The organism is Bacteroides sp. AM44-19 (assembly GCF_003603395.1).
GTDB lineage: Bacteria > Bacteroidota > Bacteroidia > Bacteroidales > Bacteroidaceae > Bacteroides > Bacteroides uniformis.
This window is the reverse complement of the sequence record NZ_QTNB01000001.1, coordinates 930,564-953,021: the sequence shown is the minus strand read 5'-3', so window position 1 is coordinate 953,021 and position 22,458 is coordinate 930,564. Positions and strand designations below refer to the sequence as shown.

16 protein-coding genes are annotated in these 22,458 nt (G+C 49.2%); 8 read left to right on the top strand and 8 right to left on the bottom strand.

Features of this window, described 5'->3' with window-relative positions; all coding sequences use genetic code 11:
• Window positions 1–32: 32 nt before the first annotated feature.
• Window positions 33–2,792, top strand: coding sequence for a substrate-binding domain-containing protein (locus DW947_RS04290; protein ID WP_118940693.1), 2,760 nt, complete (start codon window positions 33–35; stop codon window positions 2,790–2,792).
• A gap of 62 nt (window positions 2,793–2,854) precedes the next feature.
• On the opposite strand, the gene DW947_RS04285 is transcribed toward DW947_RS04290, so the two are convergent.
• The 3 genes from DW947_RS04285 to DW947_RS04275 all read right to left on the bottom strand — a co-directional run bounded on the left by DW947_RS04285 (window position 2,855) and on the right by DW947_RS04275 (window position 7,911).
• A complete protein-coding gene (locus tag DW947_RS04285; protein ID WP_005826290.1) occupies window positions 2,855–3,043 on the bottom strand; it encodes a hypothetical protein in 189 nt (62 codons plus the stop codon).
• 90 nt (window positions 3,044–3,133) lie between these two features.
• A complete protein-coding gene (gene nifJ, locus DW947_RS04280; RefSeq protein WP_005826291.1) occupies window positions 3,134–6,691 on the bottom strand; it encodes a pyruvate:ferredoxin (flavodoxin) oxidoreductase in 3,558 nt (1,185 codons plus the stop codon).
• Window positions 6,692–6,732: 41 nt separating this feature from the next.
• Window positions 6,733–7,911 (bottom strand): ATP-binding protein, encoded by a 1,179-nt coding sequence (locus DW947_RS04275; RefSeq protein ID WP_005835624.1) that lies wholly within the window; start codon window positions 7,909–7,911, stop codon window positions 6,733–6,735.
• A 128-nt stretch (window positions 7,912–8,039) separates the two neighbouring features.
• Here DW947_RS04275 and DW947_RS04270 point away from each other — a divergent pair, with 128 nt between their 5' ends.
• Window positions 8,040–9,248 (top strand): hypothetical protein, encoded by a 1,209-nt coding sequence (locus DW947_RS04270; RefSeq protein ID WP_044467947.1) that lies wholly within the window; start codon window positions 8,040–8,042, stop codon window positions 9,246–9,248.
• Here the strand turns inward: DW947_RS04270 and DW947_RS04265 are convergent.
• Window positions 9,232–10,689 carry a glycoside hydrolase family 10 protein gene (locus DW947_RS04265; protein ID WP_181979442.1) on the bottom strand — a complete coding sequence of 486 codons (1,458 nt, stop codon included), beginning with the start codon at window positions 10,687–10,689 and terminating at the stop codon, window positions 9,232–9,234. The two genes, DW947_RS04270 and DW947_RS04265, sit on opposite strands and share 17 nt — an antisense overlap.
• Before the next feature lie 122 nt (window positions 10,690–10,811).
• On the opposite strand from DW947_RS04265, the gene DW947_RS04260 reads away from it, so the two are divergent.
• Genes DW947_RS04260 through DW947_RS04250 form a run of 3 tightly spaced genes read left to right on the top strand, consistent with a single transcriptional unit; the run spans window position 10,812 to window position 12,977 of the window.
• Entirely contained in the window at window positions 10,812–12,242 is a 1,431-nt protein-coding gene (locus DW947_RS04260; RefSeq protein WP_008663941.1) for a carbon starvation protein A, read from the top strand.
• Complete coding sequence (locus tag DW947_RS04255) at window positions 12,242–12,463, top strand: hypothetical protein (protein ID WP_005826297.1); 222 nt, start codon at window positions 12,242–12,244, stop codon at window positions 12,461–12,463. The genes DW947_RS04260 and DW947_RS04255 overlap by 1 nt, the downstream gene beginning before the upstream one ends.
• Before the next feature lie 25 nt (window positions 12,464–12,488).
• Window positions 12,489–12,977, top strand: a complete 489-nt coding sequence (locus DW947_RS04250; RefSeq protein ID WP_044467944.1) for an outer membrane beta-barrel protein — start codon at window positions 12,489–12,491, stop codon at window positions 12,975–12,977.
• Window positions 12,978–13,185: 208 nt separating this feature from the next.
• Here DW947_RS04250 and DW947_RS21515 read toward each other — a convergent pair whose 3' ends face one another.
• A complete protein-coding gene (locus DW947_RS21515) occupies window positions 13,186–13,368 on the bottom strand; it encodes a hypothetical protein (RefSeq protein ID WP_044467943.1) in 183 nt (60 codons plus the stop codon).
• 112 nt (window positions 13,369–13,480) lie between these two features.
• Here DW947_RS21515 and DW947_RS04245 point away from each other — a divergent pair, with 112 nt between their 5' ends.
• Window positions 13,481–14,659, top strand: coding sequence for an energy transducer TonB (locus DW947_RS04245; RefSeq protein ID WP_117963504.1), 1,179 nt, complete (start codon window positions 13,481–13,483; stop codon window positions 14,657–14,659).
• A gap of 100 nt (window positions 14,660–14,759) precedes the next feature.
• Here the strand turns inward: DW947_RS04245 and uvrA are convergent, their stop codons facing one another.
• Window positions 14,760–17,543 carry an excinuclease ABC subunit UvrA gene (uvrA, locus tag DW947_RS04240; protein ID WP_008663931.1) on the bottom strand — a complete coding sequence of 928 codons (2,784 nt, stop codon included), beginning with the start codon at window positions 17,541–17,543 and terminating at the stop codon, window positions 14,760–14,762.
• 184 nt (window positions 17,544–17,727) lie between these two features.
• Between uvrA and DW947_RS04235 the strand changes: the two genes are divergently transcribed.
• Together DW947_RS04235 and DW947_RS04230 are read left to right on the top strand one after the other, a co-directional pair.
• Window positions 17,728–19,677, top strand: coding sequence for a sensor histidine kinase (locus DW947_RS04235; RefSeq protein ID WP_117589139.1), 1,950 nt, complete (start codon window positions 17,728–17,730; stop codon window positions 19,675–19,677).
• A gap of 40 nt (window positions 19,678–19,717) precedes the next feature.
• The gene (locus DW947_RS04230; RefSeq protein ID WP_034525493.1) at window positions 19,718–21,229 is read left to right on the top strand and encodes a glycoside hydrolase family 10 protein; all 1,512 of its coding nucleotides are present in this window, start codon (window positions 19,718–19,720) and stop codon (window positions 21,227–21,229) included.
• 52 nt (window positions 21,230–21,281) lie between these two features.
• Here DW947_RS04230 and DW947_RS04225 read toward each other — a convergent pair whose 3' ends face one another.
• On the bottom strand, window positions 21,282–21,851 hold the full coding sequence (locus DW947_RS04225; protein ID WP_005835643.1) for a chromate transporter: 570 nt from the start codon (window positions 21,849–21,851) through the stop codon (window positions 21,282–21,284).
• An 81-nt stretch (window positions 21,852–21,932) separates the two neighbouring features.
• The gene (locus DW947_RS04220; RefSeq protein WP_117963510.1) at window positions 21,933–22,457 is read right to left on the bottom strand and encodes a chromate transporter; all 525 of its coding nucleotides are present in this window, start codon (window positions 22,455–22,457) and stop codon (window positions 21,933–21,935) included.
• Window position 22,458 lies beyond the last annotated feature (1 nt).

The following is a 22,458-nucleotide window of genomic DNA, read 5'->3' as shown; positions in this document are numbered from 1 at the left end:
CATCTGCAATCTTAAATCAGAGGAAAGTGAAGATGAGACAGCATAACCTTCGGATTTTATTCTTTCTGCTCGTGCTTTGGGGAGTGGCGGTTGCCTGCTCCCGGCGCGAGGCACGTTTCCGTATCGGCGTTTCCCAATGTAGCGAGGATGAATGGCGGCGCCAGATGAACAGTGAGATACTCCGTGAAGCCCATTTCTACGAAGATGTGGAGGTGGACATCCGTACTGCCGTCGACGATAATGACCGTCAGGCAAAAGACATTCGTGAACTGATAGCCGAAGGGGTGGACCTGCTGATTGTGGCCCCTAATGAAGCCACTCCGATAACTCCGGTTGTGGAGGAGGCATACAACCGGGGCATTCCGGTGATTGTAGTGGACCGTAAAATCCTTTCGGACAAATACACGGCCTACGTCGGTGCAGACAACTACGAGATAGGGAAAGCTGTGGGAGAGTATGTGGCCAATGTGCTGCACGGGCAGGGAGATGTGGTGGAAATCTCCGGTTTGGTGGGTTCCACACCTGCCGTAGACCGTCATCAAGGATTTGTGAAGGCTATATCCGCTTATCCCGGTATCCGGTTGCTGGCCGCTGAAGACGGTGCCTGGTTGCAACTCAAGGCCGGAGAGAAAATGGATACCCTGCTGAGCCGCTTTCCGCATATCGACCTGGTGTATGCGCAGAATGACCGTATGGCGGCCGGAGCCTATGCTGCCGCTGCCCGCAAGGGGCGGGAGAAGGAAATGCGGTTTATCGGCATAGACGCCCTGCCCGGCAAAGACTACGGAGTGGAGAAAGTGCTTGCCGGCGAACTGGATGCCACGTTTATATATCCTACCGGTGGCGACCGCGTGATGCAGATTGCCATGGATATCCTGAACAAGCGTGATTTTCCCCGTGAAACTATCCTGGGCACTTCCGTCGTCGACCGCGACAATGCTCTCATCATGAAGATGCAGACCGCCCACATCGGCACCCTGGATGGAAAGATAGAAACCCTGAACGGAAAGATAAACCAGTATTTGGCCAGTTATGCCACGCAGCAGGTTGTCTTGTACGGCAGTCTGTCTGCCCTATTGTTGCTGGTCGGTTTGTTGGTGGCTGTCTACCTCTCCTTGCGTGCCAAGAACCGGTTGAACCGTGAGCTGTCCATGCAGAAAAAGAAACTGGAAGAACAGAAAACTCAGTTGATACAGCAGAAGGAACTGTTGGAAGTGCAGAAGTCGCAGTTGGAACAGCTTTCCCATGAACTGGAGGAGGCTACGCACGCCAAGCTGGTGTTCTTCACGAATATTTCACACGATTTCCGTACTCCGCTGACGCTGATAGCCGATCCCATAGAGCAGCTTCTTGCCAACCGCACCCTCGACGGACAGCCGCGCCAGCTCCTCGAGCTGATGAAAAAGAATGTGCATATCCTGCTTCGCCTGGTCAACCAGATACTTGATTTCCGGAAGGTGGAGAACGGGCGCATGGAGCTCCATCTCGAACCTTTTGATTTGCTCGACAGCTTCCGGGGCTGGAACGACTCTTTCCGCATGGCGTTGCTGAAGAAACATATTGCTTTCAGCTTTGAGGCATCTCCCGATACGGACTTCCGGATGATGGCGGATGCGGAGAAGATGGAGCGCATTTACTTCAATCTCTTCTCCAATGCCGTGAAGTATACGCCGGAGAACGGGAAAATCACCGTACGGTTGTTAAAGTCGGAACAGAACTACAGTCTGTCCGTCTTCAATTCCGGCAGCTACATTTCTTCGACCGATGTGGAAGCCATCTTCGAGCGCTTCTATCAAGTGGACGGGCATCAAGCCGGTACCGGTATCGGACTGGCGCTGGTACGTGCCTTTGTAGAGATGCATGGCGGTAACATTACGGCACGCAGTGACGAGAAAGGCACTACTTTCATCGTTACTTTCCCGCAGCAGGATGTTTCGCAGTACCATCCCACCATAGTGACGTTGCCTGCCGAAGAGAAGGACGTGTCGTCCACCCTGATAGATACGGAAGTGAAGGCATGCGAAGAGGTGGTTGAGGCTGATTGTCCTACTGTGCTGGTAATTGACGATAATGCGGATATTCGCAACTATGTGAAGTCACTTCTGTCGAACGAGTTCCGTGTATTGGATGCTGCGGACGGGACAGAGGGTATCCGGCTGGCCATGAAGTATGTGCCGGATGTGATTATCTCCGATGTAATGATGCCCGGTATGGATGGTGTGGAATGCTGCCGCCGCTTGAAGGGGGAGTTGCAGACATGCCATATCCCGGTGATTCTGCTGACGGCCTGCTCGCTGGACGAACAGCGTATCCAGGGCTATGATGGCGGTGCCGATTCTTATATTTCCAAACCATTCAATTCGCAGTTGCTCTTGTCTCGTGTCCGCAATCTTATTGCAAACCGCCGTCAGTTGAGGCAGTTCTTCGGAGATAACCAGACTATCGAGAAGGAAGCCATCAGTGATTTGGATAAGGGTTTCGTCTCCCGCTTCAAATCGCTTGTCGAGGAGAGGATGAAAGATGCGGAACTCAATGTGGAGGATTTGGGACGGAATATGGGTATGAGCCGTGTGCAGCTTTACCGTAAGCTGAAATCGCTGACCAACTATTCGCCGAATGAGCTGCTGCGCCAGATGAGGTTGAAAAAGGCTGCCTCACTGCTTGCCTCCTCTGACATGACGGTAGCGGAGATTGCCTATGAAGTGGGCTTTTCGTCACCTTCCTATTTCACGAAATGCTATAAGGAACAGTTTGGGGAGAGTCCTACCGAGTTTCTGAAAAGAAGGGGATAGCTGTTGTCTATCCCCCTTGTTCTTAATACACGTCTGTTTACTTCTGTAAATGATACTGGAACTTATTTCAGTATTTGAGGCAGGTTTTCCCTTCCCCAGAAGTAGTAAACACAGATTCCAATCCAGCTTGTGAGCAGGATGATAATTGCAACTAATAGTTTCTTCACGCCGTCTACCGGCCACTTCATGATTTCAAGTACGGCTTTGACACACAGAACCACACCGATAATCCAAATGATAAATCCAATCATAACCTGTGATATTTAGTATTGTTAATTAAAAACAAATAGAGACTACGCCTTATTCAGGAGCAGCCTCTATTCTTTATTTAGTAATCGGAATTACTCTGTAACTTCAGCGCCCCAATTTTCTTTGGAAAGACGCTTGTAGCTGTTGTAACGCCATTTAGCGTTTTCTTCAGCAGCCTTGAACAGCTCGTCGGCCTCCTGCGGATATTGCTTCATTACGGATGCGTAACGAACTTCACCCTTCAGGAAGTCTTGGAATCCGCTCCAATCCGGTTCCTTGCTATCCAGCGTGAACGGATTCTTGCCTTCAGCCTCCAGAGCCGGGTTGTAACGCCACAAGTGCCAGTAACCGCACTTAACGGCCTTTTCTTCCTCTGCCTGGCTCTTGCCCATACCTGCCTTCAGACCGTGGTTGATACACGGAGCGTAAGCGATGATGAGTGACGGACCGGGATATGCTTCTGCTTCACGGATAGCCTTTAAAGTCTGAGCCTGGTCGGCACCCATAGCGATTTGGGCAACGTATACGTAACCGTAAGTAGTAGCCATCAGACCGAGGTCTTTCTTGCGTACACGCTTACCGGCAGCGGCAAACTTGGCGATAGCGCCTACCGGAGTAGCCTTGGAAGACTGACCGCCTGTGTTGGAGTAAACCTCAGTATCCAGTACGAGGATGTTGACATCCTTACCGCTTGCGATTACATGGTCGAGACCACCGTAACCGATGTCGTAAGAGGCACCGTCGCCACCGATAATCCACTGGCTGCGTTTTACCAGGTATTGAGACAGACTGGCGATAGTCTTGCAGCTGTCGCACTTGTCTTTGGCAGCTTCTACCATCGGAATAATCTTTTCAGCCAGTTCCTTGCTCTTGTCTGCATCGTACATGTTTTCAATCCAAGCCTGGAATACTTCTTTGTATTCGGCCGGAGTTCCTTCTGCTGCGATGGCATCTTCCATAGCCTTCACGATACGTGCGCGCATCTTTTCGTTGGCAAGCTCCATACCCAGACCGAATTCGCAGAAGTCCTCGAACAATGAGTTTGCCCAAGCAGGACCGTGACCTTTTTCGTTCTTGGTATAAGGAGTAGAAGGTACTGAACCGGAGTAGATGGAAGAACATCCTGTTGCGTTGGCTACCATTTCGCGGTCACCGAACAACTGGGAAATCAGTTTAACGTACGGAGTTTCACCACAACCGGAGCAAGCGCCTGAGAACTCGAACAACGGAGTGGCGAACTGAGAGTTCTTCACGTTGGCCTTGATGTCAACCAAATGTTGTTTGCTCTTCACGTTTTCAGCACAGTAGGTCCAGTTGGCAGCTTCCGGCAATTGGCTTTCGAGGTGCTTCATAGTCAGAGCCTTGCCACCCTTCTTCGGGTTGCCCGGACAGACATCGGCACAGTTGCCACAACCCAGACAGTCGAGAACGTCTACCTGAATACGGAATGTCATACCGTCGAATGCTTTACCTACAGCCTTCAGTTGAGTGAAGTTGGCACCCTTCTGCTCTTCAGCATCGAGTACGAACGGACGGATGGAAGCGTGAGGACAAACGTAAGCACACTTGTTACACTGGATACAGTTCTCAGCGTTCCATTCGGGAACGAATGCGGCTACACCACGTTTCTCATATTTGGCAGTGCCTTGTTCCCAAGTACCGTCTTCAATACCCTTGAAAGCGGATACCGGCAATAAGTCACCGTCTTGTGCGTTGATAGGACGAACCACTTCGTTGATGAATGCAGGATCGTTGTTTTCAGCCTTGGCGTCGTCTGCCAGATTGGCCCAAGCCGGGTCAACGGTCAGCTGCTTGTATTCGCCGCCACGGTCAACGGCTGCATAGTTCTTGTTGACAACATCTTCACCCTTCTTGCCGTAAGACTTAACGATGAACTTCTTCATCTGCTCTACAGCCAGGTCAACCGGAATAACGCCGGTGATACGGAAGAATGCGGATTGCAGGATGGTGTTGGTACGGTTGCCCAAACCGATTTCCTGTGCAATCTGGGTTGCATTGATATAGTAAACAGTGATATTGTTCTGTGCAAAGTACTTCTTCACCTTGTTGGGCAGGTTCTTGGCAAGCTCTTCGCCTTCCCAGATGGTGTTCAGCAAGAAAGAGCCGTTCTTACGCAAGCCGCGGGTTACGTCGTACATGTGCAGGTAAGCCTGAACGTGGCAAGCCACGAAGTTTGGCGTATTTACCAGGTATGTAGAGCGGATAGGAGTGTCGCCGAAACGCAGGTGCGAGCAAGTGAAACCGCCTGATTTCTTGGAGTCGTAAGAGAAATAGGCCTGGCAGTGCTTGTCGGTGTTGTCACCGATAATCTTTACGGAGTTCTTGTTGGCACCTACTGTACCGTCAGCGCCCAAACCGTAAAATTTGGCTTCGAACATGCCTTCGCCGCCCAATGCGATTTCTTCTTCCTGGGGCAGAGAAGTGAAGGTAACGTCGTCCACGATACCGATAGTGAAGTGGTTCTTCGGCATCGGCATAGCCAGATTCTTGTAAACGGCGAGGATTTGAGCAGGAGTAGTATCCTTGGAACCCAAACCATAACGGCCGCCTACGATAACCGGAGCATTCTCTGCACCGTAGAAGCAGTCTTTTACGTCGAGGTACAACGGTTCGCCGTTAGCACCCGGTTCTTTCGTACGGTCCAGTACGGCAATCTTCTTGGCAGTCTTGGGAACGGCGGCAAGGAAGTGCTTGGCAGAGAACGGACGATACAAGTGAACGGCAACCAAACCAACCTTTTCGCCATTGGCAACGAGGTGGTCGATAGCTTCGCGGGCAGCTTCCGTTACAGAACCCATGGCGATGATAACGCGTTCTGCATCTTCTGCACCGTAGTAATCGAACAAACCATACTTGCGGCCTGTGATTTTGGAAATCTCGTTCATGTATTCCTCAACGATAGCCGGAACTGCTTCATAGTAGTTGTTGCAAGATTCACGGTGTTGGAAGAAGTGGTCAGGATTTTCGGCCATACCACGGGCAACCGGGTTCATCGGGTTCAATGCACGTGCGCGGAATTCAGCCAAAGCTTCCTGGTCGATAAGCGGAGCGAGGTCTTCGTTCTCCAACATTTCAATCTTCTGGATTTCGTGAGAAGTACGGAAGCCGTCGAAGAAGTTCATAAACGGAACACGGGCCTTGATGGTGGCTAGGTGGGCAACACCTGCCAAGTCCATAACTTCTTGTACAGAACCTTCGGCCAACATGGCAAAACCAGTCTGGCGTGCAGACATAACGTCCTGGTGGTCACCGAAGATACACAGTGCATGGCTTGCCAATGTACGTGCTGATACGTGGAATACACAAGGCAGGAATTCACCGGCAATCTTGTACATGTTCGGGATCATCAGCAACAGACCTTGTGAAGCTGTGTAAGTAGTAGTCAGCGCACCGGCTTGCAGAGAGCCGTGGACGGCACCTGCAGCACCACCTTCTGACTGCATTTCCTGTACCAATACTGTTTCGCCGAAGATGTTCTTGCGACCTGCGGCAGCCCATTCGTCTACGTATTCAGCCATCGTAGAAGAGGGGGTGATGGGGTAGATGGCAGCTACTTCGGAGAACATATACGAGATATGTGCAGCAGCCTGGTTACCATCACAAGTAATGAATTTCTTCTGTTTAGTCATAACTAAATTGAATTATTTATTTAAGTAAAAAAATCTCTCTCTTAATACAAGAAACCGAATAACCAGAGAGGTATTTGGTTGCCTCGGCCTATTTCTGCCTTATGCAGTACATAAGTAACTCCCGGATTATTCTTTATCTTTGTTCCTTCCGGACAAATCTTGAAAGGCATCACCTCATCTACCATGAACGAGATGTTCTTGTCGCCCTTGTTCACCTTGTGGTCCTTCCACATTGTGTTGGCAAAGAAAGTGTCCAGTACGTCTTGCTCTTCCACCTTGACGGGATAGATGGAATACATCAGATTTGAATTGTGCATCATTATCTTCGACGGCTTCTTGGGGAATTCTTCTCCCTTCGGATAGACCATATTGATGAGTCGTGCGTCTGCCAGATACTTGATGTAATTCATTACTGTGGCGCGGGAGGTCTGTATGTCGTTTGCCAGTTGGCTGACATTCGGCGCTTTCGGCCCGTCCACGGCCAACAAATATAGTAATTTCTTTATCTTCGAAAGGTATTTCAGCTCAATTTGTTTGATGAGCAGGATATCCACTTCCACCATCATGTTCATCGTCTTGAGCAGATTCTCCGAAAAGTTACGCTTTTCAAGGAAGAAAGGGTAGAAGCCGTGGTGCATATAGTCTTGTATGTAGTCCAATGGACGTACTTTGGAGAGGATGCCTTTGGCTATCTGTTCGTGGTTGCTCAGGATTTCTTCCAACGGATAGGCATGGAACTTCATGCCCGTCTGCAGGTTTAGGTATTCGCGGAAGGAGAAGCCGCGCAGGTTGTAGCTCTTCACGATGTCGCGCAACTCCATATTCTCCTCTTTCAGACGCATCACGGACGAGCCGGTGAACACGATTTTCAGGTTGGGGAAGCGGTCGTAGCACATACGCAGTTCCTTGCTCCATTCCGGGTACTTGAATACCTGGTCTATCAACAGCACTTTTCCTCCGCGGCGCTGGAATTCGGCGGCGAACTCTACGATGCCATGTCCGGAGAAGTAGAAGTTGTTCATGTTGATGAAGAGGCAGGAGCGGTCTGTGCCGAATTTCTCTTTGGCATATTGCAGCAAGAAAGTAGTCTTACCTACGCCTCTTGTGCCTTTGATACCGATAAGACGGTCATTCCAGTCTATTTCGTCCATTAGGTCGCGGCGTACGGGGGCATTGGTATGCTCTACGAGATAAGCGTGTGTACGGTAAAATGCTTCCATGCTTTAAATTCGGTTTATCAGGCGACAAATATACGGCTTTTTTATAGATTTGCAAAGTAGAGATGGCAAAATATTATATAACTTTGCACTCTCATACAAAACGTGAGTAATTGGTTAACATTTGAAAGATGAAACTTTATGTGTTCAATCCTGATGCAGATATGGCATTGGGAAATAATGAAGAAAATTATATGGCGCCCGCTACCATCCGCCGTATGGCTGAAGACTTGGCTTTGTTGCCGATATGGTATGCCCAGCCGGGTAGTGGGGTACTGGCCTCTTCCGCCTATAATGCAGATTATCTGAAACAGATGCAACAGTTGTTCCGGCTGGATGTGCATTTGGTGACAGAGCCGGAGCTGCCCGATTATGCTGATGTGCGGGTAATGCCTTGGGGATGGAACCCCGCTATCCGTAAACGGATGTTGAAAGGCGGTGTTCTGGAAAAAAATCTTCCTACGCCGGATGCTTTGGATAAATATCGTATGAAGGCTGCCCGTAGTAACGCTTTGGCTTTTCGCGCACTTTTCTATTTCAATAAAATAGATTATACTTGTGGTGACGGTTGTTGCTTGGTGGAGGCTGATGGTAGAATGACGGATATCTCTCCGGATATTGTTGATCGTTACAAGGAGGGATGTGTGTTCAAATCACTTTGGTCGGGAAGTGGAAAGGGATTGTGTTGGTGCCGTCATGGCTTTACGAAAAATGTTTCCGATTGGTGTAGTAGGGCGCTGAAAGAAAATAGAGGTTTTGTGATGGAGCCTATATTTGATAAGGTGGAAGACTTTGCCATGGAATTTTATTCGGATGGTCGGGGAAAGCTTCTTTTTGTCGGCTATTCCCGTTTTGTTACGGATGACAAAGGGGCATATCGTGGTAATATCCTTACTTCGGATGAGCAAGTGGAGGAATGGATTCAGCAATATGTACCCTTTGAAGCATTTGTACGCATACGCAATATGATGCAGAAAGCATTGGAAACGAGTTATGCTACATCTTATATGGGTTTCTTGGGTGTGGACATGATGGTCTGCCGTCAGAAGGAAGGGCATCCGTATGCCATCAACCCCCATGTCGAAATAAATCTACGGATGAATATGGGAATCGTTTCCCATGTGCTTAGTGATCATTTCATTGTCCCCGGTGGGGAGGGACGTTTCTCCATTGATTGTTTTCCGACCCATGAAGCTTTGATGGAGCGGCATGAGCAGGATATGCAAAGCTATCCGCTGGTGGTGAAGGACGGCAGGGTTGTTTCCGGCTATCTGCCTCTGGTACCGGTCACTCCGAAGAGCCGTTACCGGGCTTTTGTCTGTGTCACTGCTGCTGAATAGCTTCGCTTTCGTTTCCGCAACGGTCTATGGCTGTCACGGCAAAATATTTTCGGGCAGTCCACGGGCGGATGGGGGCATAGGTATATTCCGTGCCTTGTACTCGTTGTGCCAGGATATTCTCCGGATTGGAGGTATCTACGGGATAGGTGTCCGAACCGTAGATTACATACATCGGAGCATTCCGCTTGTCATTGTCCGTGGCGGGTTGCCAGCTTAGTTTCCAATAGCCGTTTTCCGGTGTTTCCACCGTGAGTCCGGCGGGAGGTGTAGGAGCTACATTGTCTATCCACGGCATGGCGGGTTGCAGGGCCGGGGCGGTATAGTAGTCTTCTTCTAGCGCATCATAAAGCCCTTGCGTATTGTCCATCAGATACTTCACGCGGTAGTGTGCCTCCCCCGCCAGACCGTGGGCGCGGATAAAGTGCATCTGCCGTTCAATCTCGTCCAGCGTCCAGTTCCCTTCGCTGGGGTCGAGGAAGTAGATGCCCAGACCGGGAATGATTTGGCGTCCGTTACTTTGTTCCTGCCAGTCGAGGGCAAAGGGATAGAAATGATTGCCACGGAAATAGAGCATCGGATAAATCTGGTCCTGGATGCCCTCGCCCAGCCAACCCTGCACGTCTTGATAGACGGTGTGGAAGGCATTCCAGCCACGGGAGGGGTAGCGGGAAGTGTCTTTGTATTTTCCTACCGGGCAGGTGCTGACCTTTACCCAGGGTTTCATGGCTTTTACACCTTTATATATATAGCGTACTATTTCCGTCAGGTTGTCTCTGCGCCATTGGGCAAGGCTGCGTCCTTTGCTGTATTTGCGGTAGTCGTAGCTGTCGGGAAAACGGGGGGCGTTTTCCGGATAGCGCAGGTAGTCGAAGTGTATCCCGTCTACATCGTAGCGTTCCACCACTTCGCGGACAAGGCTCATCAGGTACTCTTTGGTTTGCGGATGTCCGGGATTCAGGAAGTATTCGCGTTTGTAGGGTACGCAGATGGCGCGTTTCTTTTTGGTGACGGACTCTTTACCGAGGGCGGCTACATGCTTGCGGTTGCCCAGAGGGATGGTCACCATCCAGGCATGGCACTCCATACCGCGCTTGTGGCATTCGGCTATGGCAAAAGCCAGCGGATCGTAGCCGGGGTCGCCGCCCACCTTTCCGGTCAGTATGGAGTTGTAGGGCTCGATGGCTGATTTGTAGAGGACATCTCCCCGTGTACGGGTCTGGAACAGTACTGTGTTGAAATTGGCGGCTTTCAGTCTGTCCAATATTTCAATCAGTTCGGCCTGTTGCTTGCGGATGCCTTCGGGCGAAGTGGTGCGTGTCTGCGGCCAGTCCAGGCCATAGACGGCAGTTATCCAGGCGGCACGCACTTCATGCTTGGGCGGTTGCGCAGCCAGTGGCAGCAAGACGGCCATATATAGTAAAATGGAAATAATTCGTTTCATTTTTCTCTTTTCTTCTTTATTTCTGTCATATTTCTCGGCGAAGATAAGCAAAACACCCGATTATTTTGTGCTGTTTACTTGGAAACTGTTACATTTGCATACATTAAAGATATTAACACGCCATGATTACATTTACGCTTTGCCTGCTGGCGTTGATAGCCGGCTATTTTATCTACGGACGCTTCATAGAACGCGTCTTTGGTCCCGATGACCGCAAAACACCCGCCCTTACCAAAGCCGATGGTGTGGATTACATTCCACTGCCTACTTGGAAAATCTTTATGATACAGTTTCTCAATATTGCCGGGTTGGGACCTATCTTCGGTGCCATCATGGGAGCTAAGTTCGGTACGGCATCCTATCTGTGGATTGTACTTGGCAGTATCTTTGCCGGTGCAGTGCACGACTATCTTGCCGGTATGCTCTCCTTGCGGCATGACGGGGAAAGCCTGCCGGAAATCATCGGACGCTATCTGGGGCTGACCACCAAGCAGGTGATGCGCGGCTTTACCGTCATCCTGATGATATTGGTGGGAGCTGTCTTTGTGGCAGGGCCGGCCGGACTGCTTGCCAAGTTGACCCCCGACAGCTTGGATACCACCTTCTGGATTATTGTTGTTTTCGCTTATTATATCTTTGCCACTTTGCTGCCGGTAGATAAGATTATCGGTAAGATATACCCACTGTTCGCCGTTGCCCTGCTGTTCATGGCGGTCGGTATTCTGGTAATGCTTTACGTCAACCATCCTGCATTGCCGGAGATATGGGACGGATTGCAGAACACGCATCCCGATGCGGTTGCATTGCCCATCTTCCCCATCATGTTCGTCAGCATTGCCTGCGGTGCCATCAGTGGCTTCCATGCCACGCAGAGTCCGCTGATGGCACGTTGCATGACAAGCGAGCGCCACGGACGCCCCGTTTTCTATGGGGCAATGATAACCGAAGGCATTGTAGCTCTGATATGGGCTGCCGCCGCCACTTATTTCTTCCACGAGAACGGGATGGGGGAGACGAATGCCTCTATCATTGTAGATGCCATTACAAAAGACTGGCTGGGTGCCGTAGGTGGCGTATTGGCCATTCTGGGTGTTATTGCCGCGCCTATTACCAGTGGCGACACGGCTTTCCGTTCAGCGCGCCTCATTGTGGCGGATTTCTTGGGAATGGAACAAAAATCCATGCGTCGCCGTTTATATATATGCATCCCGATGTTCCTGGTAGCCATTAGCTTGTTGCTTTACAGCCTGCGGGACAAGGATGGATTTGATATGATTTGGCGTTATTTTGCCTGGGCCAATCAGACTCTGTCCGTCTTTACGTTGTGGGCCATTACGGTCTATCTGGTACGCGAGAAGAAAGGACGTTATTATTACGTCACCTATTTCCCGGCATTATTCATGACGGCTGTGTGTACCACTTACATCTGCATTGCTCCCGAAGGTTTCGGGCTCGGTCCGAATTATGCGCTGGGCATAGCCTTGATAGCTGTTGTGCTGGCTGCTATTTGGTTTAATATTTGGTATTTTAAGACGACTAAAAAACTTTGGTAATGAAGAAAATCAAGAAATCTACCGGGCTCACGTTGGCCCTGCTTATTTACGTTTCTGCTACTGCCGCTTATTTCCTTCCCCGCAATACGGAAATCAGCGATACTGAGAAGTATGTCACCGTAGCTGCTTCGTACCTCATTGTATTTGTGCTGTGGCTGGTGCTTCGCAAGAAGGAGGCGCTGCAACGCAAGCGATTCGAAGAAGACAATAAACAACATTGATTATTCACTCAAAAAACAGAACAAGATGAAAAAACTGGCATTATTCGTTTGCTTGCTTGTTGTCACAGTGGCAGCTCAGGCACAGTTTGAAAAAGGTAAGTGGATTTTGAACCCGTCCATCACCGGTTTGGAATTTTCTCATGACACGGGAACCGACAAGACAAGTTTTGGCCTTGAAGCCAAGGGAGGTGCTTTTCTACTCGACAACATCGCCTTGCTGGTGCATGCCGGAGCTGCTTGGAATACCGGAGGATCTGACCTCGATGTCTATACGCTGGGTGTAGGCGGACGTTATTATTTCGACAAGATTGGCGTGTATCTGGGTGCCGATGTCAATGTGGACCGTTGGGATTGGGGACACGATTTGGATGATACCAAGTTCTCTTTCGGTCTGGAAGCCGGTTATGCGTTCTTCCTGACGCGTACGGTGACCATCGAACCTGCGGCTTATTGGAACATTAACGACGACCGTTCTAAATTTGGTCTGAAAGTAGGTTTCGGATTCTATTTCTAATCTCATTTTGCTACTACCACAGAGTTTGTTTTTGCAAAACATCTGTCATGCTATCACGCGGAGGGGTATATTCTATTGATTACAAATACCTTACCGCGTGATAGATAGGCGTGATAGATAAGAATCGTTACACTTATCTGTCACGCCCATTTCGTTTCCATTTCAATTGTACTGCATACTTCTTTCATTGGCGCTATTATCTTAGTTATCAGTTCTTTCCTACTGCAAAGTTCTGCACACTTTTTGCAGTGTCACTGCATGAGGCTTGCAGTAGCTCTGCAATACGGTTGCAGTCGTACTGCAATGGGCGTGCAGCAGCACTGCAAAAGGAATGCAGTGACTTTGCAGTGGCGATGCAGTGTCTTTTAGCCGTAATCTTTTCTATTCTCATACCGTTATTACATGTATTCCTAATATAGTCTTATGAGATTAGGGGTTCTATTTTTGATTATGATTGCGAAAATGAGTATATTTGATGCTATGGACTTGAAATACAAAATGCTATGAACAGAGTTTGTTTTCTCCTATTGCTTTGTTGCCTTTCATCCTGCAAGATGAATAAGACGGAACGCGTAGAAATGCCTGAAGATTCTGTAGATACGGTAGGGTTAGACCGACGGTTGCAGGAAAAATCAGTGAGCGATAGCCTCAAGATAGGGCTCGTGGATGACGGTGACTGCTTGCAAAAACAATTGCTTGCCATTCACGACGAACTGAGAAAGCGGTTGGAAAACACAACCTACACACACATCCGGAGGAATGTGACCGGATATGGGGTGGGGATGCATTGCATAGATATAGATTTGATTGTGAATACTCCTGAAAAACGGAAAGAGTTCCGGGAGGAGATAATGGACTCCCCCGTTTTCTGTTTTCATGGTGTAGAAGTCCCCGTCATCAACGAGAGAGTAGGCAGGAATCATATTCGTGGCATCCATATCCGTCCCGAATATCCAGTCTTTTCAACGAAAGCGCCTCATGCGACATTCATCCTCAGCAATCACAGTGGCGGAGATTTGACCTGCGGCGAGCATTACTACCTGACGTTCGAAGACGAAAAAGGTACCTGGCGGGAATTGCCGATAAACGCTGCCTTTTGGGACATCGCCTATGTGCTGCGGGATGGGGAGGAAAGGGTTATGAAAGCCTCCCTTTATCCGGATGTGCATCCCAACAAGCCGGGACGCTACCGTTACTTTTATGAGATAACCATCAGGAGGAAACCTGTCTTGATGATGGCTGAGTTCAGACTGACGGACAATGAGGAAGAATGGAGAACGGCGGAAAAGACATCTCTTCCCCCTTATGTTTCGGATGCAGGGAAGGGCGGGAGCCCACAATTGATAACGGAAGAGCCAATGGAAGAACCTGTCTATAAAGTAGTGGAAGTGATGCCCGAGTTTCCGGGAGGTATGAAAGCCTTAATGGATTTTATTCAAAAGAATATCCGTTATCCGGAAGAAGTCCGTAAGAATGGCATTCAAGGAAGAGTTGCTGTCAGCGTGGTGATTGACGAGAATGGTCGTGTGACGGACCCCGTTATTATGCGCAGCAGGTATCCTGCCCTGGATGAGGAAGCATTACGGATTGTAGAATTGATGCCACAATGGAAACCGGGGATGCAGCAGGGTAAAGCCGTGAAGGTGGAATTTACTTTTCCGGTTACTTTTAAATTGGAGTAGTAGCACCCGGTAAGATTAAGCACAAAGACACGGAGGCATAGAGTTTTATTCTTTTTCCTTGAATTTAATATCTCTGTGTCTCCGTGCCTCTGTGTTCTATTTAAGGAAGCGAGGGGTGTAATTTCTCTTGCAAGAATTGTCCCGTATAACTTGCCGCACACTTCGCCACTTCCTCCGGTGTACCGGTAGCTACGATGTTTCCTCCTTTGTCCCCTCCTTCGGGCCCCAGGTCTATCACATGGTCCGCACACTTCACCACATCCAAATTATGTTCGATGATGACAATGCTGTGCCCGCGGCGTATTAGGGCATCGAAGGCTTCGAGCAGTTTCTTGATGTCATGGAAGTGTAGTCCGGTGGTCGGTTCATCGAAGATGAACATGGTCGGGTCTGCTTTCTCCTGGCTGAGGTAGAAGGCGAGTTTCACGCGCTGGTTCTCTCCACCGGAGAGGGTGGAGGAGGCTTGCCCCAGTTTGATATATCCCAAACCTACATCCTGCAAGGGTTGCAGCTTCTTCACAATCTTTTTCTGTCCGTGTTGCGTAAAGAATTCGATGGCTTGGTTTACGGTCATCTCCAATACGTCGTAGATATTCATGTCGTGGAACTTCACTTCCAGCGTGTCCGCCTTGAAGCGTTTGCCGTGGCAGGATTCGCATTCCAGTACAAGGTCTGCCATGAATTGCATCTCCACCGTGATGGTGCCTTCACCCTTGCATTCCTCGCAACGGCCGCCTTCGCTGTTGAAGCTGAAGTATCCGGCACTGTATCCCATCTGCTTGGCAAGCGGTTGGTCCGCCCATAGTTTACGGATTTCATCGTAGGCCTTGATGTAGGTCACGGGGTTACTTCTCGATGACTTCCCGATAGGATTCTGGTCAACAAACTCTACATTGCGCAGGTTCTGCAAGTCTCCTCCAATGGAAGTGAACTCGCCTGGACGTTCGTTGCATTCATCCAACTCTCGTTTCAGGGCGCGGTAGAAGATGTCGCGTACCAGCGTACTCTTGCCCGAACCGCTGACACCGGTGACTACGGTCATTACATTCAGCGGGAACCGTGCCTCTACACCCTTCAGGTTGTTTTCGCGCGCGCCTTTTATTTCTATGTAGTTGTTCCACGGGCGGCGGTGTTCCGGCAGGGGGATGGTTTCTTCGCCCAGCAGATAGCGCACGGTATAGCTGTCACTGTCTTTCTGAAGGTCTTTCATATCTCCTTGGTAGACGACCTTCCCTCCCAGGCGGCCTGCCCGGGGACCGATGTCGATGATATAGTCGGCAGCACGGATAATCTCTTCATCGTGTTCCACTACCACTACCGTATTGCCCAACTGTTGCAGCTGGCGGAGCACGTGTATCAGTTTGTCCGTATCGCGGCTATGCAGGCCGATGCTCGGTTCGTCAAGAATATACAGGCTGCCCACCAGACTACTTCCCAGCGAGGTGGCGAGGTTGATTCGCTGGCTTTCACCGCCGGAGAGCGAGTTGCTGAGGCGGTTCAGCGTGAGGTATCCCAAACCGACATCCAATAGGAATTGGATGCGGCTGTTGATTTCTGTCAGGATGCGGCGGGCTATGTCGGCGTCATGTGGGTCTAGCTGCAGGTTGTCGAAGAAGAGCTTCAACTCAGTGATGGGCAAATCTACCAGTTCGGAGATGTTGCGTCCTCCCACGCGTACGTAGTTTGCTTCGGGCTTCAGGCGGGTGCCGTGGCATTTGGGGCAGAGCGTCTTTCCGCGGTAGCGTGCCAGCATCACACGGTATTGTATCTTGTACTGATTTTCCTGCACCATCTTGAAGAAGGCGTTGATGCCCTCAAAGTAGGGTGTCCCTTCCCACAGCATCCGGCGTTGCTCGTCGGTCAGTTCATAATAGGGAGTGAAGATGGGGAAGCCGGCTTTCTCGGCTCCGTGTATCACCATATCCCTCCATTCGCCCATCTTTTCGCCCCGCCAGCATACAACGGCTCCATCATAGACGGACAAGGAGCGGTCGGGTATCACGAGATGCTCGTCGATGCCGATGACTTTCCCGAATCCCTCGCATACGGGGCATGCACCGATGGGAGAGTTGAAGGAGAACATCTGGTCGTTCGGTTCTTCGAAGGTGATGCCGTCTGCCTCGAACTTGGTGCTGAAACGATAGAGGCAGGTACTCCCGTCGGGCTGGTAGAAACGCAGCAGGCAGGCACCGTCTCCTTCATACATGGCTGTTTCGGCCGAGTCGGTGAGGCGGCTGACGGAATCCTTTTCTGAAGAGGCTGTCATACGGTCAATCAACAGAAAAACTGTGTCTCCGGCTTTCGGCTTGTATTCGTCGATGCGCATCATTTCACCGTTCACTTCCAGACGGGTGAAACCTTGCTTCATGTCTATCTCCAGTTGTTGTTGTAGCGTGCGGTCTTCGCGCAGCAATATCGGGGCGAGCACGGTATACTTGGTTCCTTCCGGATATTCCAGCATGCACTTCACGATATCTTCTGCCGAGTGTTTCTTCACTTCTTGTCCGCTGACCGGGCTGAAGGTCTTACCGACACGTGCGTAGAGCAACCGCAGATATTCGTATATTTCAGTGGAGGTACCCACGGTGGACCGTGGGTTACGGCTGCTTACTTTCTGCTCAATGGCAATGGCAGGTGGAATCCCTTTGATGAAATCGCATTCAGGCTTGCTCATACGTCCCAGAAACTGGCGGGCATAACTGCTCAAGCTCTCCACGTAGCGGCGCTGCCCCTCGGCATATAATGTATCGAAAGCAAGTGAGGATTTTCCGGAACCGGACAGTCCGGTGATGACTACGAGTTTGTTACGGGGAATCTCTACGTCAATGTTCTTGAGGTTATTGACACGGGCTCCCTTTATGATAATCGATGTATTTTCTGCCATATAAAAGTCACTTATGTGATTTAGGATTTGCAAAGATAATGCAAACCGGGGTAGAATAAAACGAACCTGCTGGAAAAATCGTATCAGATAGGCAAGGTTAAGATTTGTTATACTTTAGGATGACTGCTAATTTACATTAAATAAAAGCACTAAATTCGCATCCGACTCCTTTTAATGTCCGAACATGGTAAAGCGTAATATAAAATGGCTTCTTGTTGTGCTGGTGTTAGGTTTATGCCCCTCAATCCTGCATGCCGAAGACCCTTATGGAGAGATGAAAGCTCTGGCAGATAGTGCGCAGAAAGTGTTGGGACAAGACCGATTGCCTTCCATCAATGCCCGGTGGATAAAACTTGCCCGCGAACTGAACGATACGGTACAGATTAGTGATGCCCATAACAACTTGATTTCTCATTATTATCAGTTGGGGGACATTGACCAATTGAAAGCCGCAACCTATGAATATATGGACTGGTGCCGGAAATACCAACGGACACGAGACCGGTATATGGCGTGGCGGCAGTACATTCAGCGTATGACGGAGAAAGGTATGCAGGAGGAGGCGATGGCTGAAACCGTCAGGCTCCATCAGGATGCCGAGCAAGCCCGGGACAAATACGGATTGGCATGTGGCGAAATGTGCATCGGGTATAACCATCGGGTCTTTGGAAACAACGTAAAACTGTGTATAGAGAATTACAACAATGCACTGAAACTTTTCGAGGAAGGCAGCTATTATCGTGACGCATACGTGGTGTTGCTTAATATTATCCAGACTTATCTTTCACGCAGTGAGTATGCAGAGGCCGGCGAGTATCTGAGTAAATTGTCGCAACTGGAGGACAAACTGGACCGTAAACAAGTCAGCATAGACCCTTCCCTGCACCTGCGTTTCTGTGAATTCAGGGTTATAGGCTTATTGGCCAATGAAGGTAGAAAGGCTACTGAGCCTTATATTGAGGAGACCGACCGCTTCTACCGTCAACATCCGGAGAGCTCGACGCCCGAAGCATGGTTTGGCTATAAGATAATGTGTTGCCGTATCCTCGGTGATTTGAAAGGTAACATTGCTTACGTGGATTCACTCATGGATTATCAGCATTCACTGGGGCTTTGCTATCCTTATAACCATTATATGAAAGGAGAACTGCAGGAACAGTTGGGCGATTATCGTGCGGCTTGCCGCAGTTATGCCAGATATGCCGCCGTGAGTGACTCCGTGCGTACGGCAGAAATGGATGACAAGCTAAGCAAATATACGGCACAGTTTGAGGTGGACCGGTTGAAGATGGAGAAGCTGGAGCTGAGTGCCAGATTGAACAAGGAACGACTGATGATAGCCTTGGCCGTTGGCGGACTGGTATTGTTGCTTTTGCTGCTCATTACTTATCTGTATATCCGCACCCTCTCCATGAACCGCAAGTTGGAAGCTGCACGCAGGGCGGTGGAAAAAATGAGCCAGGTCAAAAGTTCCTTTATACAGCATATCACCCATGAAATCCGTACTCCGTTGAATTCCATCGTCGGCTTTTCTACCTTGCTGGCTCAAGAGAAACTGGATGATGTGGAGAAACGCGAGTATGTTGAACAAGTGGAGGGCAACAATACATATCTGTTGAGTCTGATGGAGAACATACTCAATATTGCGGATATGGATTCGCGAGTGTGGGAGATGCCGCGGGAGGAGATAGAAGTGGATGCGTGTTGCAAGGAATGTATTGAGGGCTTCCGTCCGGAACTGAAGCCGGGAGTTGAACTGGAATATGTGCCTGCTTCCGGCATTATGGCCTTTTATGCAGCCCGGCAATGGCTGAAAATGGTGCTGGTGTCTTTGTTGGATAATGCGGTGAAGTTTACGGAAGAAGGTCATATACGCGTTTCCTGCGAGGAAGATAAGTCCCGACATGTATTGCGCTTCGTGATAGAGGATACCGGTATAGGCATCAGGCCGGACGAATCGGACCGTATTTTCGAACGTTTTTATAAAGTGGACACGTTTACCAAAGGGTCCGGATTGGGGCTTGCCATAGCCAATGAGATAATGGAGTTGGTGGGAGGCCGGATTTATCTGGATGACACCTATTGCGGAGGATGCCGCTTTATTGTGGAATGGCCGATGAAGGACAAACCTTAATTATAAACTATTTTAAGTATTAAAAAGCTGTAATTAGAGAATGAGAGTAAAATCCCTTTTATGTGTATTCTTCTTGCTGCTAATGGCGGGAGGAGTATTTGCGCAAGTGCAGACCGGGTCTGCCTATCCTAAACGTGAATTTCGTGCAGCATGGATACAGTCAGTAAACGGACAGTTCCGTGGAATGCCGACCGAAAAACTGAAGCAGAATCTGATCGGGCAGTTGAATTCCTTGCAGAAGGCGGGAATCAACGCCATAATTTTCCAGGTACGTCCCGAAGCGGATGCTCTGTATGCTTCCAGACTGGAACCGTGGAGTCGTTTCCTTACCGGAGTGCAGGGTAAAGCGCCCGAACCCTATTGGGACCCTATGCAGTTTATGATTGATGAATGCCATAAGCGTGGTATGGAGTTTCATGCATGGATTAATCCGTATCGCACGAAGACGACCTTGAAGAGTGAGTTGGCTCCCAATCATGTGTACAATATCCATCCGGAATGGTTTGTCACTTATGGCGACCAGTTGTATTTTGACCCGGCACTGCCTGAGAGCCGCCGGCACATCTGCATGGTGGTGAGCGACATCGTTTCCCGCTATGATGTGGATGCCATTCATATGGACGATTACTTTTATCCTTATCCCATTAAGGGAAAGGATTTCCCTGACGATGCAAGTTTTGCACGTTTTGGCGGAGGTTTCAGCAATAAAGGAGACTGGCGCCGGAGCAACGTGAATGTGCTGATTAAGAAACTGCATGAAACAATTCGTGAAATCAAGCCGTGGGTGAAGTTCGGGGTTTCTCCGTTTGGCATTTACCGGAATGAAAGCAGTGACCCGCTTGGCAGTAAGACCAAAGGCCTGCAAAACTACGATGACCTTTATGCGGACGTGTTGCTGTGGGCCCGTGAAGGTTGGATAGACTATAATATTCCGCAGATTTATTGGCATATAGGACATCCGGTTGCCGACTATGAGACACTGGTGAAGTGGTGGGCCAGGAATACGGAAAACCGCCCCTTGTTTATCGGCCAGTCCGTGATGAACACCGTGCAGAATGCCGACCCCAAGAACCCGTCGATAAATCAGCTTCCTCGCAAAATGGCCTTGCAACGGGCCTATCAGACCATCGGTGGCAGTTGCCAGTGGCCTGCCAGTGCGGTTGTAGAGAATGCAGGCAAGTATCGCGATGCCCTGATTGCCGAATATCATAAGTATCCGGCGCTACCTCCCGTTTTCGATTTCATGGATAACGAAGCTCCGGCAAAGGTACGTAAGATGAAACCGGTGTGGACGGAAGACGGATATATTCTTTTCTGGACAGCTCCCAAGTATAAAGAGGAAATGAACCGTGCCGTCCAATATGTGGTCTATCGCTTTAATGACAAAGAGAAAGTGAATATAGATGACCCTTCCCATATTGTAGCCATCACGCGCGATAATTTCTATAAACTTCCTTATGAAGACGGAAAGACAAAGTACCGCTATGTGGTGACAGCCTTGGACCGTCTGCATAATGAATCGAAATCCGTTGGAAAGAAGATTAAACTTTAAAAATTAGGGATTAAGGATTAGGGATTAATCATTAACGTTTAATCCTTAATCCCTAATAAAGTATCAATCCTGCTATTCCACAAGCTACAATCATTCCTATCGGGTTCAGTTTATATTTCTTTGTGCCTATAAATGCCACGAGGAAGATGAGGCAGCTGATGACGAAGGAATATATGTCTTCTTTGGGAGAACTGAAGTTTTCCGAATTCATCAATACCAGCGCGGCTGAGGCCAGCAGACCGACCACTGCCGGGCGGAGCCCACTGAATACCGCTTCCACGGAAGGATGTTTCTGGTATTTCAGAAAGAATTTGCTGATGGTCAGCATCAGTAGGAAAGAAGGAAGCACCACGGCAAACGTAGCAATAATAGAACCTAAAATACCATAGCTTGTACCGTAGCAATCAGCTATCGTAGTATAACCCACATAAGTTGCCGAATTGATTCCTATCGGACCGGGTGTCATCTGGCTGATTGCCACAATATCAGTAAATTCCTGCGCTGTAAGCCAACCGTAACGGGTAACTACTTCACCTTGTATCATAGACAACATGGCATATCCGCCACCAAAGCCGAAAAGCCCAATCTTAAAGAATGTATAGAATAACTGTAAGAAAACCATGATTAGTAATTAATGATAAATGGTTAGTGATTAATGTTGCTATCCTTTTTAATTCTTTAATTTTTAATTCTTCGGACGTTTTCAACGTCCGAAGAAGTATCCTCCTACACCTGCCGCAATGATAATCCAGATGGGAGAGAAGCCCAACAGCCAGATGAGCAGTGCTGAAACCACCGGTATCCATATGTTGTATCGGTTTATCCGGGCCGATTTTGCCATGCTGAATGTAGGGGCGGCAATCAATGCAACCACTGCCGGGCGAATACCTTTGAATATACGTTCCACGATGGTGTTGTCCTTGAAGTTGTGAAAGAACAACGCTATGGCGAGGATGATGAGAAACGAAGGAAGTATGGTTCCCAATGCAGTGATTATGCTCCCTCGTATTCCCCGTAGCCGATACCCTATAAAAATGGATATATTGACGGCAAGGATGCCCGGAGCGGACTGTGATATAGCAAGCAGGTCAATGAAATCTTCTTTGGCTATCCAGTTTCGTTTGGTTACGATTTCGTTTTCTATCAGCGGTACCATGGCATAACCGCCGCCGATGGTAAAGGCTCCTATCTTAAAGAAAATGGAGAATGCTTCAAGATATATATTCATA